The 14,637-nt window shown below is 74.4% G+C and carries 13 protein-coding genes; 6 read left to right on the forward strand and 7 right to left on the reverse strand.

Annotated features, from left to right (window positions below; all coding sequences use genetic code 11):
• Positions 1-2: 2 nt before the first annotated feature.
• The gene (locus KVS67_RS04230; protein WP_368669034.1) at positions 3-1,367 is read right to left on the reverse strand and encodes a DUF6350 family protein; all 1,365 of its coding nucleotides are present in this window, start codon (positions 1,365-1,367) and stop codon (positions 3-5) included.
• 160 nt (positions 1,368-1,527) lie between these two features.
• On the opposite strand from KVS67_RS04230, the gene KVS67_RS04235 reads away from it, so the two are divergent.
• The 4 genes from KVS67_RS04235 to KVS67_RS04250 all read left to right on the forward strand — a co-directional run bounded on the left by KVS67_RS04235 (position 1,528) and on the right by KVS67_RS04250 (position 6,628).
• A complete protein-coding gene (locus KVS67_RS04235) occupies positions 1,528-2,745 on the forward strand; it encodes a glycosyltransferase family 1 protein (protein WP_217564763.1) in 1,218 nt (405 codons plus the stop codon).
• A gap of 74 nt (positions 2,746-2,819) precedes the next feature.
• Positions 2,820-3,878: an aldo/keto reductase gene (locus KVS67_RS04240; protein WP_020621605.1), complete on the forward strand. Its 1,059-nt coding sequence runs from the start codon at positions 2,820-2,822 to the stop codon at positions 3,876-3,878.
• A 157-nt stretch (positions 3,879-4,035) separates the two neighbouring features.
• Positions 4,036-5,376, forward strand: coding sequence for an NADP-specific glutamate dehydrogenase (gene gdhA, locus KVS67_RS04245; RefSeq protein ID WP_061866954.1), 1,341 nt, complete (start codon positions 4,036-4,038; stop codon positions 5,374-5,376).
• A gap of 193 nt (positions 5,377-5,569) precedes the next feature.
• The gene (locus KVS67_RS04250; protein WP_061866955.1) at positions 5,570-6,628 is read left to right on the forward strand and encodes a hypothetical protein; all 1,059 of its coding nucleotides are present in this window, start codon (positions 5,570-5,572) and stop codon (positions 6,626-6,628) included.
• A gap of 140 nt (positions 6,629-6,768) precedes the next feature.
• Here KVS67_RS04250 and KVS67_RS04255 read toward each other — a convergent pair whose 3' ends face one another.
• From KVS67_RS04255 to KVS67_RS04265, 3 genes are read right to left on the reverse strand one after another with little or no spacing between them, the layout of a single operon-like run.
• A complete protein-coding gene (locus KVS67_RS04255; protein ID WP_002853740.1) occupies positions 6,769-7,215 on the reverse strand; it encodes a thioesterase family protein in 447 nt (148 codons plus the stop codon).
• Positions 7,212-8,432 carry an App1 family protein gene (locus KVS67_RS04260; protein ID WP_061866956.1) on the reverse strand — a complete coding sequence of 407 codons (1,221 nt, stop codon included), beginning with the start codon at positions 8,430-8,432 and terminating at the stop codon, positions 7,212-7,214. The genes KVS67_RS04255 and KVS67_RS04260 overlap by 4 nt, the downstream gene beginning before the upstream one ends.
• Positions 8,433-8,459: 27 nt before the next feature.
• Positions 8,460-8,906: a DUF6508 domain-containing protein gene (locus KVS67_RS04265; protein WP_020621601.1), complete on the reverse strand. Its 447-nt coding sequence runs from the start codon at positions 8,904-8,906 to the stop codon at positions 8,460-8,462.
• Positions 8,907-8,989: 83 nt separating this feature from the next.
• On the opposite strand from KVS67_RS04265, the gene KVS67_RS04270 reads away from it, so the two are divergent.
• Positions 8,990-9,895, forward strand: coding sequence for an inositol monophosphatase (locus KVS67_RS04270; RefSeq protein WP_020621600.1), 906 nt, complete (start codon positions 8,990-8,992; stop codon positions 9,893-9,895).
• Positions 9,896-9,962: 67 nt separating this feature from the next.
• The gene (locus KVS67_RS04275; protein WP_020621599.1) at positions 9,963-10,487 is read left to right on the forward strand and encodes a pyridoxamine 5'-phosphate oxidase family protein; all 525 of its coding nucleotides are present in this window, start codon (positions 9,963-9,965) and stop codon (positions 10,485-10,487) included.
• A gap of 55 nt (positions 10,488-10,542) precedes the next feature.
• On the opposite strand, the gene KVS67_RS04280 is transcribed toward KVS67_RS04275, so the two are convergent.
• From KVS67_RS04280 to speB, 3 genes are all read right to left on the reverse strand, one after another.
• Positions 10,543-11,595, reverse strand: a complete 1,053-nt coding sequence (locus KVS67_RS04280) for an intradiol ring-cleavage dioxygenase (RefSeq protein WP_041103041.1) — start codon at positions 11,593-11,595, stop codon at positions 10,543-10,545.
• 258 nt (positions 11,596-11,853) lie between these two features.
• Positions 11,854-13,569, reverse strand: coding sequence for a thiamine pyrophosphate-binding protein (locus KVS67_RS04285; protein ID WP_041103045.1), 1,716 nt, complete (start codon positions 13,567-13,569; stop codon positions 11,854-11,856).
• On the reverse strand, positions 13,566-14,582 hold the full coding sequence (gene speB / locus KVS67_RS04290; protein WP_041103046.1) for an agmatinase: 1,017 nt from the start codon (positions 14,580-14,582) through the stop codon (positions 13,566-13,568). The genes KVS67_RS04285 and speB overlap by 4 nt, the downstream gene beginning before the upstream one ends.
• Positions 14,583-14,637: the final 55 nt, after the last annotated feature.

Consider the following 14,637-nt stretch of genomic DNA (forward strand, 5'->3'; position numbering starts at 1 on the left):
CGTCAGTCCCGCGCCCGGCGCGGAGACGGCCGGTCGCGCGGGCCCGAGGCGCGGTCGCCAGACCGCGGCACCGTCGTCGTCCCGTCCCGGTGCCCGGCCACGGCCAGGGCCGTGAGGTAGCCGGCGGCGCAGCCCAGCGCGACCCACCCGGCGACGGCGGCGCACACCGCCCAGACGTGGGAGCCGATGTCCGTCAGCGTGCCGAGCCCGAGCGTCCCGGAGGTGAGGGCCAGCGGCACGAGCAGCAGCAGCCCCGTGAGCAGGCCGGTGAGCACGGCCAGGGCCAGCGTGGACAGCGTCAGGGACACCGCGCGGCTGCCGTGGCGGGTGTGCAGCCAGTCGTCGAGGTGGTTCTCCCCCTCCCGCAGCAGCCACACGCCGGCCACGGCGCCGGCGCCGATCGGCACGGCCAGCAGGAGCAGCTGCCACGGCGACCACGTCCCGGGCAGCGCACCCAGCGCCGGGAGGGCGGGCGCGGTGGCCGGCGTCGCGCCGAACACGGAGTAGAGGCTGTCCGCGCCCACGGAGAACCCCGGGCCCGCCGTCCACGCGATCGACCACGCGGTGAACGTGGGCAGCCAGCCGATCTGCAGCAGCGCCAGCAGCAGGCCGCCCAGCGGGCCGCCCCCGATCGCCTCGGCCACGGTGACGACGGCGGTCCACTCGACGACCAGCCGCCCCGCCACGAGCAGCGCGTTCAGGCCCGTCAGGGCGAGCACGGCGACGACCGCGGCGCGCACCACGGACCACGCGTACGAGCCGGCCCAGCGTTCGTACTGCGACCGGCGCGAGATCCGCTCCGTGAGGTCCAGGCCGATCAGGTGCGCCCAGGTGCCGGCCTCGCGCCGCGCCCCCGCGAGGGCGGCGACGCCGAAGAGCAGGGCGGGCAGCAGCGCCGCCGGGGCGGGGTGGACCGTCAGCTCGTCCGTGCCGGGCAGGAACGCCACGGCCAGCCCCACCAGGGCGTAGGCCCCCACCGCGCCCACGAAGGCCTGCCACGCCTGGTCCCGGTAGGACGCGCGGGCCAGGCGCCGGCCGGCCCGCCACGACAGCGCGAGCGGGACCAGGGTCAGGCCCCACGGCACGAGCCACGCCGTGCCGGTGATGAGGTGATCCGGCGCGGTGGGCATGGCCGTGGCCACGGTGACGGGCACCGCGTGCAGGGCCAGCCACAGGACGCCGCCCACCTGGACGGCGCCCTCGATGGTCGGCCGCTCGAACCCGCCGGTGGCCCACACCGCGAGGGTGGGGACCATGACCGCGAGCAGGCTGATCATCGCCGTGACGAGCGCCTCGACCACCCCCTGCAGCCACAGCGGCAGGGGGACGGGGCGCAGCAGACGGGGCGCAGCGGGGCGGGAACTCACCCGTCCATGGTGCCACCCGACTCCGGGCGGCGCCTGGACGGGGGCGGGCCGCGCGGGCCGGTGCGACGACCGTCACGCGCCCCGAGAGTTCACCGCGGGGTCACCGGGCCGTCGTCGGCGGGTGTCCCGGCCGTGGTCCGGGGTCCTTAGCGTCGGCCACGTGCGTGTCGTCGTGGTCGCCGAATCGTTCCTGCCCCATATGAACGGGGTCACCCACTCCATCCTCCAGGTGCTGCGGCACCTGCGGGAACGGGGCGACGAGGCGATGGTGGTCGCCCCGGCCGCCTCGTGGTCCGCCGGGTGGACCCAACGCGCGGGCGCCGGTGAGGCCCCCCGCGAGGTCGAGGGCTTCCCCGTGCGCACCCTGCCCTCCGTGCCCCTGACCGGGTACACCTCCGTGCGGGTGGCCGCCGGCACGGTGGGCCGGCTGCGCGGCATGCTCGCCGACTTCGCCCCGGACGTGGTGCACATCGCCTCCCCCTTCGTGCTGGGCTGGCGCGCGGTGCAGGCGGCCGAGGAGCTCGGCATCCCCTCCGTGGCCGTCTACCAGACCGAGGTCCCCGGCTACGCGGCCCGGTACGGCGCCCCGTGGCTGGAGGACGTCCTGTGGAGCCACGTGGCGCGCCTGCACAACATGGCCACGCTGACGCTCGCGCCGTCGTCGTTCACCGTCCGACAGCTGCACCGCCAGGGGGTGCGACGCGTGCACCTGTGGGGCCGCGGCGTCGACTCCCGCCGATTCCATCCCGCCAAGCGGGACGAGGCGCTGCGCGCCGAGCTCGCCCCGAACGGCGAGAAGCTCGTGGGCTTCGTGGGGCGGCTGGCGCACGAGAAGCAGGTCGGGGACCTGCGCGTGCTCTCGGACCTGCCGGGCACCCGCCTCGTGGTCATCGGCTCCGGGCCGCTGCGCGAACAGCTCGAGCGGGAGCTGCCCGGCGCGCACTTCGCCGGCTTCCAGGGCGGCGAGGACCTCGCACGCCACGTGGCCAGCCTGGACCTGTTCGTGCACCCCGGCGAGTCCGACACCTTCGGCCAGACGCTGCAGGAGGCGATGGCCTCGGGCGTGCCCGTCGTCGCCGTCGGCCGCGGCGGCCCCCTCGACATCGTGGACGCCTCCCGCACCGGCTGGCTCTACCCGCCCGGCGAGCTGGACGAGCTGCGCCGCCACGTCGCGGACCTCGTGTACGACGACGTCAAGCGGGCCGCGTTCGCCGACGCGGCGTGGGCGTCGGTGCAGGGCCGGACCTGGCCGGTGCTGTGCGAGCAGCTCGTGGGCTACTACGAGAAGGCGATCGCGGTGCAGGAGCGCCGCCGCGTGGAGCTGGCCCGCCGGCTGCTGACGGCGCCGTCGCTGCTGGCCGCGCGCGTGTTCGGCTGAACCCCGGGACGGACACCGGGCGGGCGCCCGGCGGTCCGGGTCTCGCGTCCGGAGCCGTGGCTAGGGTGGCGGGCATGGACGCCACCCCGCACCCCCGACCCGCCGAGCCCGGCCCCCTGCCCGATCCCGCCGCGCCCCGCCGCCTCGCCGGCAAGGACGTGCACCCCGTCGGCCTCGGGTGCATGAACATCGTGCACGGCTACTCCGGATTCCTCGACGACGACGCCGCCGTCGACCTGCTCACCCGCGTGCTGGAGGACGGCACCGACCACCTGGACACCGCCACCCTCTACGGCGGCGGCCGCAGCGAGGAGCTCGTGGGGCGCGCGCTCGCCCGGGCGGGGTCGGACGTCCGCGAGCGCGTGCTGCTCGCCTCCAAGGGCGGGCTCGTGCGGGACGGGCAGCGGCGGATCGACGGCCGCCCGGAGACGCTGCGCGCGCACGTGGACGCCTCCCTGAGCCGGCTCGGCCAGGACCGGATCGACCTGTACTACCTGCACCGGCTGGACCCGGAGGTCCCCGTCGAGGAGTCCGTGGGGGCGCTCGCAGAGGCCGTCACGGAGGGCAAGATCGGGGCGATCGGCCTGTCCGAGGTCTCGGCCGTCACCCTGACCCGGGCCGTGGCCGTCCACCCGATCGCGGCCGTGCAGTCCGAGTACTCCCTCGCCACCCGCAACCCCGAGTGGGGCGTGCTCGAGGCGTGCCGCCGCCATGGGACCGCCTTCGTGGCCTTCTCCCCCGTCAGCCGCGGCCTGCTCACGGACGCGCCGCCGCGGCTGGGCGGGCTGGACGCGGGAGATCTGCGGCACCGGCTGCCCCGCTTCGCCGAGGGCCACTACGAGGCCAACCTGACGCTGCGCGAGGCGCTCTCGGCCGAGGCCGTCCGGCTCGGGACGAGCACGGCGGGGCTCGCCGTCGCCTGGGTCCTGGCCCAGGGCAAGGACGTCCTGGCGATCCCGGGCACCACCTCGTGGGAGCACTGGCTCGAGGACCGGGGCGCGCACGAGGTGCGGCTGACCCCGGCCGACGTCGCCCGGCTGGACGACCTCGTCAACGACGCGACCGTGGCGGGCCCGCGCTACAGCGAGAGCCAGCAGGCCAGCATCGACACCGAGGCGGCGCCGCCGCGCTGAGCCGAACGCGGGGCCCGGGGTGGCCCGCGTCTCATTTCGGCAACAGAGCGCACTCCCTGTCAGGATGGGCGTCAGGCACCGCGGCCTCCTCCGACCGCGGCGCGCCACGGCGGGGGCACCGCGGGGCGTCTCTACCCCGACGTCCGAGGAGGACACCATGAATGAGTCTCTGGAGACCCTGCGCGACGAAGTGTTCGCGCGCAACCCCGGCGAGGCCGAGTTCCACCAGGCGGTGTCCGAGGTGTTCGAGGCGCTGGGGCCGGTGGTGCAGCGCCACCCCCAGTACGTCGAGGCCGGGGTCATGCACCGCCTCTGCGAGCCGGAGCGCCAGATCATCTTCCGCGTCCCGTGGATCGACGACGCCGGCGTCGTGCAGGTCAACCGCGGGTTCCGCGTGGAGTTCAACTCGGCGCTCGGCCCGTACAAGGGCGGGCTGCGCTTCCACCCCTCCGTGTACCTCGGGATCGTCAAGTTCCTGGGCTTCGAGCAGATCTTCAAGAACTCGCTCACCGGCATGCCGATCGGCGGCGGCAAGGGCGGCTCGGACTTCGACCCCGCCGGCAAGTCCGACCGCGAGATCATGCGGTTCTGCCAGTCCTTCATGACGGAGCTGCATCGCCACATCGGTGAGCACACGGACGTGCCGGCCGGTGACATCGGCGTGGGCGCCCGCGAGATCGGCTACATGTTCGGCCAGTACAAGCGACTGACCAACCGCTTCGAGGCCGGCGCCCTCACCGGCAAGGGCCTGACGTGGGGCGGCTCGCTGGTCCGCACTGAGGCCACCGGCTACGGCGCCGTGATGTTCGTCGACTCCATGCTGCGCACGCGCGGCGAATCCATGGACGGTCAGCAGGTGCTGATCTCCGGCTCCGGCAACGTGGCCATCTACGCCGCGGAGAAGGCCGCCGCGCTCGGGGCCACCGTGCTCACCGCGTCCGACTCCTCGGGCTACATCGTGGACCCGGACGGCCTCGACCTGGACCTGCTCAAGCAGATCAAGGAGGTCGAGCGTGCCCGCATCTCCGAGTACGCCGAGCGCCGCGGCGGGCGGTCCCGCTACGTGACCGGCGGCAGCGTGTGGGACGTCGAGGGCACCGTGGCCCTGCCGTGTGCCACCCAGAACGAGCTCGACGAGTCCGCCGCGCGGACCCTGCTGAAGAACGGGGTGAAGGCCGTGGCCGAGGGCGCGAACATGCCCTGCACCGAGGCGGCCTCCCACCTGTTCGTCGACTCCGGGACGCTGTTCGGCCCGGGCAAGGCCGCCAACGCGGGCGGCGTGGCGACGTCGGCGCTGGAGATGCAGCAGAACGCCTCGCGGGACTCGTGGAACTTCGACTACACCCACGACCGGCTCGAGCAGATCATGCGCGACATCCACGACCGCTGTGTGGAGACCGCCGAGGAGTACGGCACGCCCGGCAACTACGTGGCGGGGGCGAACATCGCCGGGTTCATCAAGGTCGCCGACGCGATGATCGCCCAGGGCGTGGTCTGAGTCCCCGCCCTGCCCCTTCCGTGACCCTCCGCCGCCCTGCGACATCACCGCCGTTCTGACGCGCGGTGATGTCGCAGGGCGGCGGTCGCTCGAGGGCACCCGACTCCTGCACAGGCTCCCCGACGTCGGGTGCCCTCCACCGCCGGCGCGGCCGACCCCTCGCGCCCCGGACGGGCCCACGACACTGGGCCGCATGACCCCGCTCTCCGACCACTCGCGTACGCTGCTCCCGGGACGCGGGCCCCTGCTCAGCGCGGCGGACCCTCACGACGGGGCGGCGCGGCGCCGTCTCGAACGCGCCTGGACCCGCGGGGTCCTCGTGCGGCTCTGCCCGCGCGTCTACATCAGCGTCAGCGACTGGGCCGCGCTGCGTCCGTGCGACAGGGCGGTCGTGTCCGCCGTCGCCCTCTCGATCGCCCGCCCCGCGACGGTGTTCACGGGCCTGACCGCGGCCCGGTTGCACGGTCTGGGGCCGGCCGTCGAGCCGCCCGCGCTCGAGCTGCGCGCCCCCTCGCCCGGGCATCACGGCTGCGGTCCGCTGACCCGCCGTCCCCTCGCCCCCTCCCTGGTGGCCCACGACCGCCGGCTTCCCGTCCCGCCGCGCCGCCGACCCCGGTGGGGGCTGCCGGAGGCGGCCCCCGCCGCGCCTCAGCCGGTCGAGGCCGTCCTGTCGGACGGGCAGAGCCTGGGAACCGTCCTGGCGGATCCGCTGCCCACGGTGCTGCTGGTCCTCGGAGCGGCCACCCCGTTCCGCGACGCCGTGGCCCCGCTGGACGCGCTCGTCCGAGCCCGGCCCGAGGAGGCCGCACGCTGGGCGAGGCAGGCGGAGAGCCGACTCGGATCGGCGGCCGCCCTCCGCCGATTCGAGCGGGCCTGGCACTTCGCGGACGCGCGGGCGGAATCCGCCGGCGAGTCCTACAGCCGGGCCATCATCCACGAGCTCGGCTTCGTCCCGCCCACGGCGCTGCAGCATCGCCACCGGGATGCGAACGGACGCGAGGTGGCCCGCACGGACTTCTGGTGGGAGCAGGTGCGGGTGTACGGGGAGTTCGACGGGCTGGGCAAGTACGACCTGTCGTTCTTCGACGGTGACGACACGGCCCGCCGCGCCAGCATCCGCCGGGAGAAGGAACGGGAGGTGGCCCTGCAGCTGGTCACCCGGGCGGGTGCGCATTGGACGTGGGGAGACCTCCTGCGGCCGGACCGGCTGGCGCGGATCCTCACCGCCGCGGGCGTCCCCCGCTCGGTCTGATCCACGGCCGTCCCACGGGCCCGGTCCCGACTCGGCGAGCCCGAGCGGTCGACCTCCGCTCTGCGACATCGCAGCCGTGCTGCACGGCGGTGATGTCGCTGGGCGGCTGCCGGGCAGTCAGCAGCCCACCTCGGCCCACCTCAGCCGGCCAGCGCCGCCCGCTGCTCGGGGCTGATGCGCACGGGGCGGCCCGTCTGCCCGTCGACGAACACCATGACGGACGTCGCGGTGGCGCAGAGGGTGTCGTCGACGCCGTCGTGCAGGGCGTAGCCCACGTGCACCGAGGCGGCCTTCACGGCGTCCACGCTCACCACCACGCGCAGCGGCACGGGGCGGTAGGGCATCTGGGCCCGGTACTTCACGGTGTGCTCGGAGATGAACGTCCGCACACCGGGGGCCACCCCCTCGAGCAGGTCGATCGGCGGGGCCTGCCCGCCACCGGCGCCGGTGTTCGCGGGCACGCCGAAGGCCGCCACGCGGGCCTCCTCCAGCAGCTGCACCACGGCGATGTTGTTCACGTGGCCGTAGGCGTCCATGTCCGCCCAGCGCAGCGGGATGCGGACCTCGACGGAGCGCGAGGCGGTCATCGGGCGGCCTCCTCGTCCGCGGGCCGGCCGTCGCGCTGCCCCGGGGCGTCGAGGGTCGCCGGCGCCTCGTCGTCACCGAGGATGTCCTCGCGCCAGGCCTCGGGCTGCACGTCCACGAACTCGACGGGCAGGATGCCCAGGTCCTCGAGCTGATTGGACAGCGTGGCCCCGTCCGGGCCGTAGCACCACGGGATGCCCGGGGTGGAATGGCGGGTGTCCTCCGCCCGGCCGCCCGCGAGCAGCGCCTGCGAGGGGGTCAGCTGCCGGATGACGATCGCCTTGACCCGGTCGGGGTGGCGCTGCGCGAACTCGGCGTAGATCTCGGGGTCGTGCTGGCCGTCGTCGCCAACCAGGATCCACTGGATGTCCGGGAACTGCTCGGCGAGGCGCTCGAGCTGGACCCTCTTGTGCTCCTGACCGGAACGGAACCAGCGGTCCCTCGTGGGCCCCCAGCTGGTCAGCAGCAGAGCGCCGAGCGGGTAGAGGTTGCGGCCCAGGAAGCGGGTGAGGGTCTGCGCCACGTTCCACGCGCCCGTGGACAGGTACAGCACGGGGGCCTTCGGCTCGAGCTCGGCGATCCGGCGCAGCAGCACGGCGATCCCCGGAGTGGGCGTGCGGGCGTGCTCGTCGATCACGAACGAGTTCCAGGCCGCCAGCAGGGGGCGGGGCAGCGAGGTGACCACCACGGTGTCGTCGATGTCCGAGACCAGGCCGATCCGCGCGCCCGGCTCGCAGATGTACAGGTCCATGACGGCGTGCTCCTCTTGGCCGCCGACGTGGAGGGTGGCGGTCTGCCAGCCGGGCTCCAGCTCGACGTCCAGCACGACGTCGACGACGCCCATCCGGTCCGTGCGCACCGTGGTGCGCAGGTCCCCCACCTGCACCTCCACCTCGGCGTAGGCCATGGGCGGGGCCACGAAGTTGCGCCAGCCGCGCACGCCGTCCGCCACCACCTTCGACAGCCGACGGCCGTTCATGAACTCCTCGTCGGAGGCGATCACCACACGGGAGAGGATCCGCACCCAGCTGGTGCTGCCGTAGCCCGTGAACGCCATGACCGTCGGCACGTTGCCGGCACGCAGCGCGCGGGCGCGGTGCCAACGGTTCCACCCCTCCTGCAGGTGCGTGGCGACGTTCTCCACGGGAGTGGGGTCACCGGAAGGGGCCAGGCGGCCGCGCCGGGGCGCGGGCGTGGGGGCGTCGGAGGCTGCGGGCATGCGCCCAGTATTCCGCACCGTGCGCTCTCAGCGGATCTCGGGGACCAGCGCGGTCAGGCGGTCCAGCATGCGGCCGACCTTGCCGTTCTCGATCGCGGCGGCCACGTGCCCGTCCGCGAACCGCTCGCCGCGCACCAGGTAGGTGAACAGCGTGCCGAGGTCGGCCAGGGACGCCTCGGCGATGCCGGCCTCGCTCACCCGGTCCACGTTCCGCAGGTAGTCGACGTCGATGCCCGCCAGCTCCTGCGCGGCCACGAGGCCGGGGAACACGCGGTCGTCGTAGTCCGGGTAGACGCCGCCGAGGGTGCCGGGCGCGGGGGCGCCGTAGGAGGCGATCGGCCGGGCCTCGGTGCCGTAGCCGGCGGCGAGCAGCTCGCGCAGCGCACGCACGGCGGCCACGCGCTGGGGCGTGGGGGTCTGCGGGCCGGTGAGGGTGGCGTCGTCGTCGGGGGTCGGGAGGGGGTGCTCGGTCATGGCGGCTCCTCTGCTCGGGGGGGGTCGGCCCCATTGTCTCGCGTGCGGTCCGACGTGTCCGGGCCCCCGCCTAGGCTCGGGGCATGAGCCCCGCCCTGCCCCGCCCCGCCGAGCTGCGCGCGATCGCCCTCGACGCCGCCCGCGCGGTCGTCGGCGACCTCGCCGCCGCCTTCCGCTCCCCCACCGCCATCGGGCCCGAGGCCAAGACCACGCACCACGACCTCGTCACCGTGCACGACCGACACACCGAGGCCCGGCTCGTCGCCGCGCTCACGACGGCGGTCCCCGGCTCCGGCGTGCTCGGCGAGGAGCTCGGGGCGCAGGCCGGCACCGGTGAGGCCGCCCGGCTGACCTGGATCGTCGACCCCATCGACGGCACCTCCAACTTCACACACGGCTTCGCGATGTTCTCGGTGTCCCTGGCCGCCGAGGTCGACGGCGAGGTGGTGGCCGGCGTCGTGCTGGACCCCGTGGGCCGGCTGGCGTTCTCCGCCGACGCGGACGGCGCCTACCTCACCCGCGGCGACGGGCCGGAGCGCCCGCTGGCCGAGGTCGGCCGGCCGGCGCCGGCCGGCGGCGAGCGCGCCCAGAACCTCGTGACCTCCTATCCGGCGGGCGAGGCGCTCGCGCGCGAGGGCGAGGACGCGCTGCGCCGCTTCGGGCGGCTCGTGACCGCCCACGCGACCGTGCGCCGCACCGTCTCCGGCGCCCTCGAGCTCGCCCACACGGCGGCGGGCTGGGCCGACGCCGCGCTGTACGTGGACACCAAGCCCTGGGACGTCGCGGCGGGGCAGCTGATCCTGCGCCGCGCCGGGGGCAGGTGGCTCACGCCGGACCCGGCCGCGCCGTCGTCGGGCCGGCTCGTCGACGACGGCCCGCGCGCCCACACGTGCCCGTTCGCGCTCGCCGTCGCCCCGGGCCGCGAGGCGCCGACGACGGCGGCGGTGCTGGGTGACATCGTCGCCTCGCGGGCGACCGACCATGTATAGAGTGGATGTGAGCCCGATCTCAGCGCCGCGCCCGACGGCGCCCGTCCCGGCATGCCAGGAGGCCCCGATGACCCAGCAGCACCATGACACCGACGACGCCCCGTCGATGCAGCGCCCCGATCCGGTCGCGGAGCCCGGGGACCACCTGATGTTCGAGCACCCGGACGGCGAGGCCGTCCTGGTGCTGGACGAGGACCAGGTCTGGCGACTGCTGGGCCGCGTGGGCCACGCGCGCCTCGGGCTGGCCGTGGACGGGCGGCCGGACATCGTGCCGGTGAACGTGCGGGCCCACGACGGCGCCATCTACTTCCGCACCGCGCCCGGCTCGAAGCTCGCCGAGCTCACGGTGAACCCGCGCGTCGTGGTGCAGGCCGACGGGATCCTGGCCGACCAGGCCTGGTCCGTGCTCGTGCACGGCACCGCGCGCCGCCTGGACACGGAGGCGGAGATCGCGGAGGCCGAGTCCCTCGGCATCGAACCGTGGGTGCCGACGCTGAAGGACTTCTACGTCCGCGTGGACGTCCAGCGCGTGTCCGGCCGCCACTTCGTGTTCGGCCCGCACCCCGAGCGCAACGAGTCCCAGACCGACTGAGCCGCCGGCAGGACGCGTGGGCTGAGCCGGACGGCTCAGCCCACGTCCGCCGGGCTCAGGGCTGCGCCGGGGGCTGGCCGCCCTCGCCGCCCGCCGGGGGCTGGCCACCGCCGGGCCCGCCCATCCCGCCCTGCTCCTGCTCAGTGGTGGTGTCGATCGGGACGTCGATGGTGATGGCGAAGCCCTTTTCCACGGAGCCCGTGATCTGCGGCAGCTGCGTCTCGTAGCCGTCCGAGAAGACGTTGTCCGTCTCGAGGCTGACCTTGGCGAAGTTCGCCGTCGACCCGTCGTAGGCTGAGGTGGCATAGACCTGCGAGGACTGCTCCTCGGGCATGGCGATCTGGGAGGTGAGGACGTTGTTCGTCGCGTCCGTGATGGACGCCTTGTCGGGGAACACCTCGAAGTGCAGATGGGGCCACCGGCCGTCGTAGCAGCCGGGCCACACCGTGGTGAAGGTGACCGTGCCGTCGTCGCCCACCACCTGGACGCCGCGCAGGTAGGTCTCCTCCGTGATGCCGTCCGAGTACATCGAGTAGCGGCCCTGCGCGTCGGCGTGCCAGAGGTACACGGCGGCGCCGGTCATCGCGGCGTCGCCGTTGGCCATGTCGATCACGTTCATCGTCACCGTCAGCGGGACGCCCTCGGCGACGGTGCCCGTGTCGATGCTCGTGGTCAGGTCGGAGCGTTCGATGCCGGACGCGTCGAGCACGTCCGGGCCGTTGGAGCCGTCGCCCGGGTACGGGCCTGCGGTCTCGGTGACCATCTCGGTCAGGGTGGCGGACGGCGAGGCGCTCGCCGCCGACGAGGAGGAGGCCGCGGGTGACGAGGAGCCGGCGCTCGCCGACGTCGAGCTGGAGGAGGACGAGGCGCCCTCCTGGACTCCGCACGCGGCGAGGACGAGGGCCCCCGCCCCCGCGCCGAAGATGCCCAGCGCGTTGCGGCGGGAGACGAGCGTGCCGACGTCGAAGGCGGCGCCCTGGTCCTCGACGTCCTCGGCCGGGGGGTGGGAGGCCCGGCCCTCGAAGGTGGGCGTGACGGCGGGGACCTCGCCTGCCTCGGTGACCTGGGGGAAGGGACGACGGGAGCGGGTCGGGAGCCAGGGGGCCATGGAGCTCCTCTCGTGGGGCGCCCGCCAGGTGGCGGGTCGCGTCGAGATGCCAGCATGGCAACGGATGCCGGACGTTTTCGTGAGATCGGCGGGATGGTTCCAGGACATCTCCTGGGCGGTTTCCGACACGGGCGGGACCGCCGGCGCCTCGGTCGACGCCTCAACTACCTGCCGGTCCAGCTCCGTTGCTGAAACATGCACCTGGAAAGGTGGCGCACACTCTCAGGGTCGAGTCAGCGATTCCGGCGCCGGGCCGTCTCAGACCTCCGGGGCCTCCCCCAGGTGGCTCGGCGCCCACATCGCCAGGCGGGTCTGCACCACCACGACGTTCGGCCCGTCCGCCTGGAACGCGCGCTCGAGCGCGCCGCGCACGTCCTCCACTCCCACCGTCTCGGCGGGCACGCCGAAGGAGGCGGCGAGGGCCTGGAAGTCCGGCCTGTCGAGCTCGGTGGCCGTGGCCTTGCCGAACGCGCCCTCCATGTACTCGCGCAGGATGCCGTATCCGCCGTCGTCGATGATCAGCCACGTCACCGCCGCGCCGTGCTGTCTGGCGGCCGCGAGCTCGGCGAGGGAGTACATCGCCGAGCCGTCGCCGGCGACGGCGAGCACGCGCCCGTCGATCCCGGTGCGTCCCTGGTGGGCCAGGCCCACCGCGCCGCCGAACGCGGCCGGGAACCCGTAGCCGAGCCCTCCGGCACCCTGCGCCGAGTGGAACTCGCCGTCCTGCGCGTCCCAGCAGTTCCACGCCCAGTAGGCGGCGATGGTCATGTCCCAGTACGTCTGCATGGTCGACGGAACGGCGGCGCGGATGTCCGCCAGGAGCCGGCGCTCCACGCCGAGGTCCTGGGCATCGAGGCGGGCGGTGATGCGCGCGTTGACGTCGGCGACCACCTCGGCCGGGGTGCGGCCGTGCCAGACGGCGGCGTCCTGCGCCACCGAGCCCGACTCGCGCAGCGCCGCGGCGAGCGCCTCGAGCGCCTGGCCGGCGTCGGCGCGCACACCCAGCGTGGGGTGGTTGGTCTCCAGCACGCGCGGCTCCGCGTCCACCTGGATGAGGCGGCCGCGCGGCTCGAGCGTGAAGTAGTTCGAGGTGACCTCGCCGAGCGAGGAGCCGACCACGAGCAGCACCTCCGCGTCCTCGAGCAGGTCTGTGACGAGGCGGTCCTCCACCCAGCCGCCGAGGCTGAGCGGGTGCTCCCACGGGAAGGCGGTGTTGCCGCCCGGCGAGCAGACCACGGGTGCCTGGAGCAGCTCCGCGACCTCCCGCAGGCTCTCCATCGCGGCCCGGCCGGAGCGGCGCACACCGCCGCCGGCCACGATCGCCACCCGCCCGGCCCCGCGCAGCCAGCGTGCGGACTCGGCCACGAGCTCGGCGCGCGGCGGGTGGTCGTAGGGCACGGCCAGGGCGTCCTCGACCGGGGGCACCATGACCTCGCCGAGCAGCACGTCCTGCGGGATCTCGACCCACACCGGCCCCTGCGGCACGGTGATGGCCTCGGCCCACGCGTCCTGGATGGCGGACGGGATGCCCGAGGCGTGGTGGACCGTGAACTGGGCCTTGGTGACGTTGCGGGCCGAGGCCTTCTGGTCGTCCAGCTGGTGCAGCATGCCCTTGCGCCGGGCGCCGAGCCCGGACAGCGGGATCTGCGAGGCGACCACGAGCATCGGCACGCCCGTGGCGTACGCCTCCTGCAGGCCGGCCAGTGAGGTGAGGGCGCCCGGGCCGGTGGAGAGGAACAGGACGCCGACCTCGCCGGTGGCCCGGGCGTATCCGTCCGCGGCGAAGGCGGCGTTGTTCTCCACGCGGTTCGAGACGAACTCCAGCGGGGAGCGGGACAGGGCGTCGAAGAGGCCGAGGGCGTGTTGGCCCGGGATGCCGAAGACCGTCCGTGCGCCCAGGGCGTGGAGCGTCTCGACGGCGAGGTCGCCGCCGTTGCGCCGCGGGGCCGCCGTCGTCGTCTGCTCGTCGCTCATCGGGCCGACTCCTCACCGGCGGCCGCGCGGGTGGCGCGGCGGTCGGCCATCAGGGAGATGAGGTCGTAGGCCACGTGGGAGGCGGCGACGCCGGTCAGCTCGGCGTGGTCGTAGGCCGGGGCCACCTCCACCAGGTCCGCGCCCACGATGTCGAGCCCGCGCAGGCCGCGGAGGATCTCGAGCAGCTCGCGGCTCGTGATGCCGCCGGCCTCGGGGGTGCCCGTGCCCGGCGCGTGCGCGGGGTCGAGGACGTCGATGTCCACCGAGATGTAGAGCGGCCGGCCCCCGATGCGCTGGCGCAGCTGGTCCACGATCTCGTCGACGCCCTGACGGAACACGTCCGAGGAGGTGACGATGCCGAAGCCCATGCGGTGGTCGTCGTCGAGGTCCTTCTTGCCGTAGAGCGGGCCGCGGGTGCCCACATGCGAGATGGCCTCGGTGTCCAGGATCCCCTCCTCCACGGCGCGGCGGAACGGCGTGCCGTGGGTGTACTCGGCGCCGAAGTAGGTGTCCCACGTGTCCAGGTGGGCGTCGAAGTGCAGCAGGGCAACGGGCTCGCCCGCCCGGGCGGAGGCGGCGCGCAGCAGCGGCAGCGCGATGGTGTGGTCGCCGCCGATGGTCATGAGCGAGGAGCCGTCCTCGGTGAGGTCCATCGCGTCCTGCTGGATCGCCTCGATGGCCTCGCCGATGTCGAACGGGTTCACCGCCATGTCCCCGGCGTCCACCACCTGGGCCTGCGCGAAGGGCGAGGTGTCCGTGGCGGGGTTGTACGGGCGCAGCAGCCGCGAGGACTGCCGCACGTGGCCGGACCCGAAGCGTGCACCGGGGCGGTAGGAGACGCCGGCGTCGAACGGCACGCCGACCACCTTGATCTCCGGGGCGACGCCGGCCGCGGCCGCCTCGTCCAGGCGCGGCAGCAGCGCGTAGGTGGGGGTGCCGCCGTAGCGGGGCACGAGGGCGGAGTTCACGGGGCCGAGGCGGCCGTTGTCCTCGACGCGGGGGATCTCGAGCATCTGGATGTCCTCTCTGGGCGGTTCGGTTCGGTCTGGTCGGTCTGGTCTGTCCGGT

The organism is Micrococcus sp. GbtcB5, from assembly GCF_019091605.1.
GTDB lineage: Bacteria > Actinomycetota > Actinomycetes > Actinomycetales > Micrococcaceae > Micrococcus > Micrococcus luteus.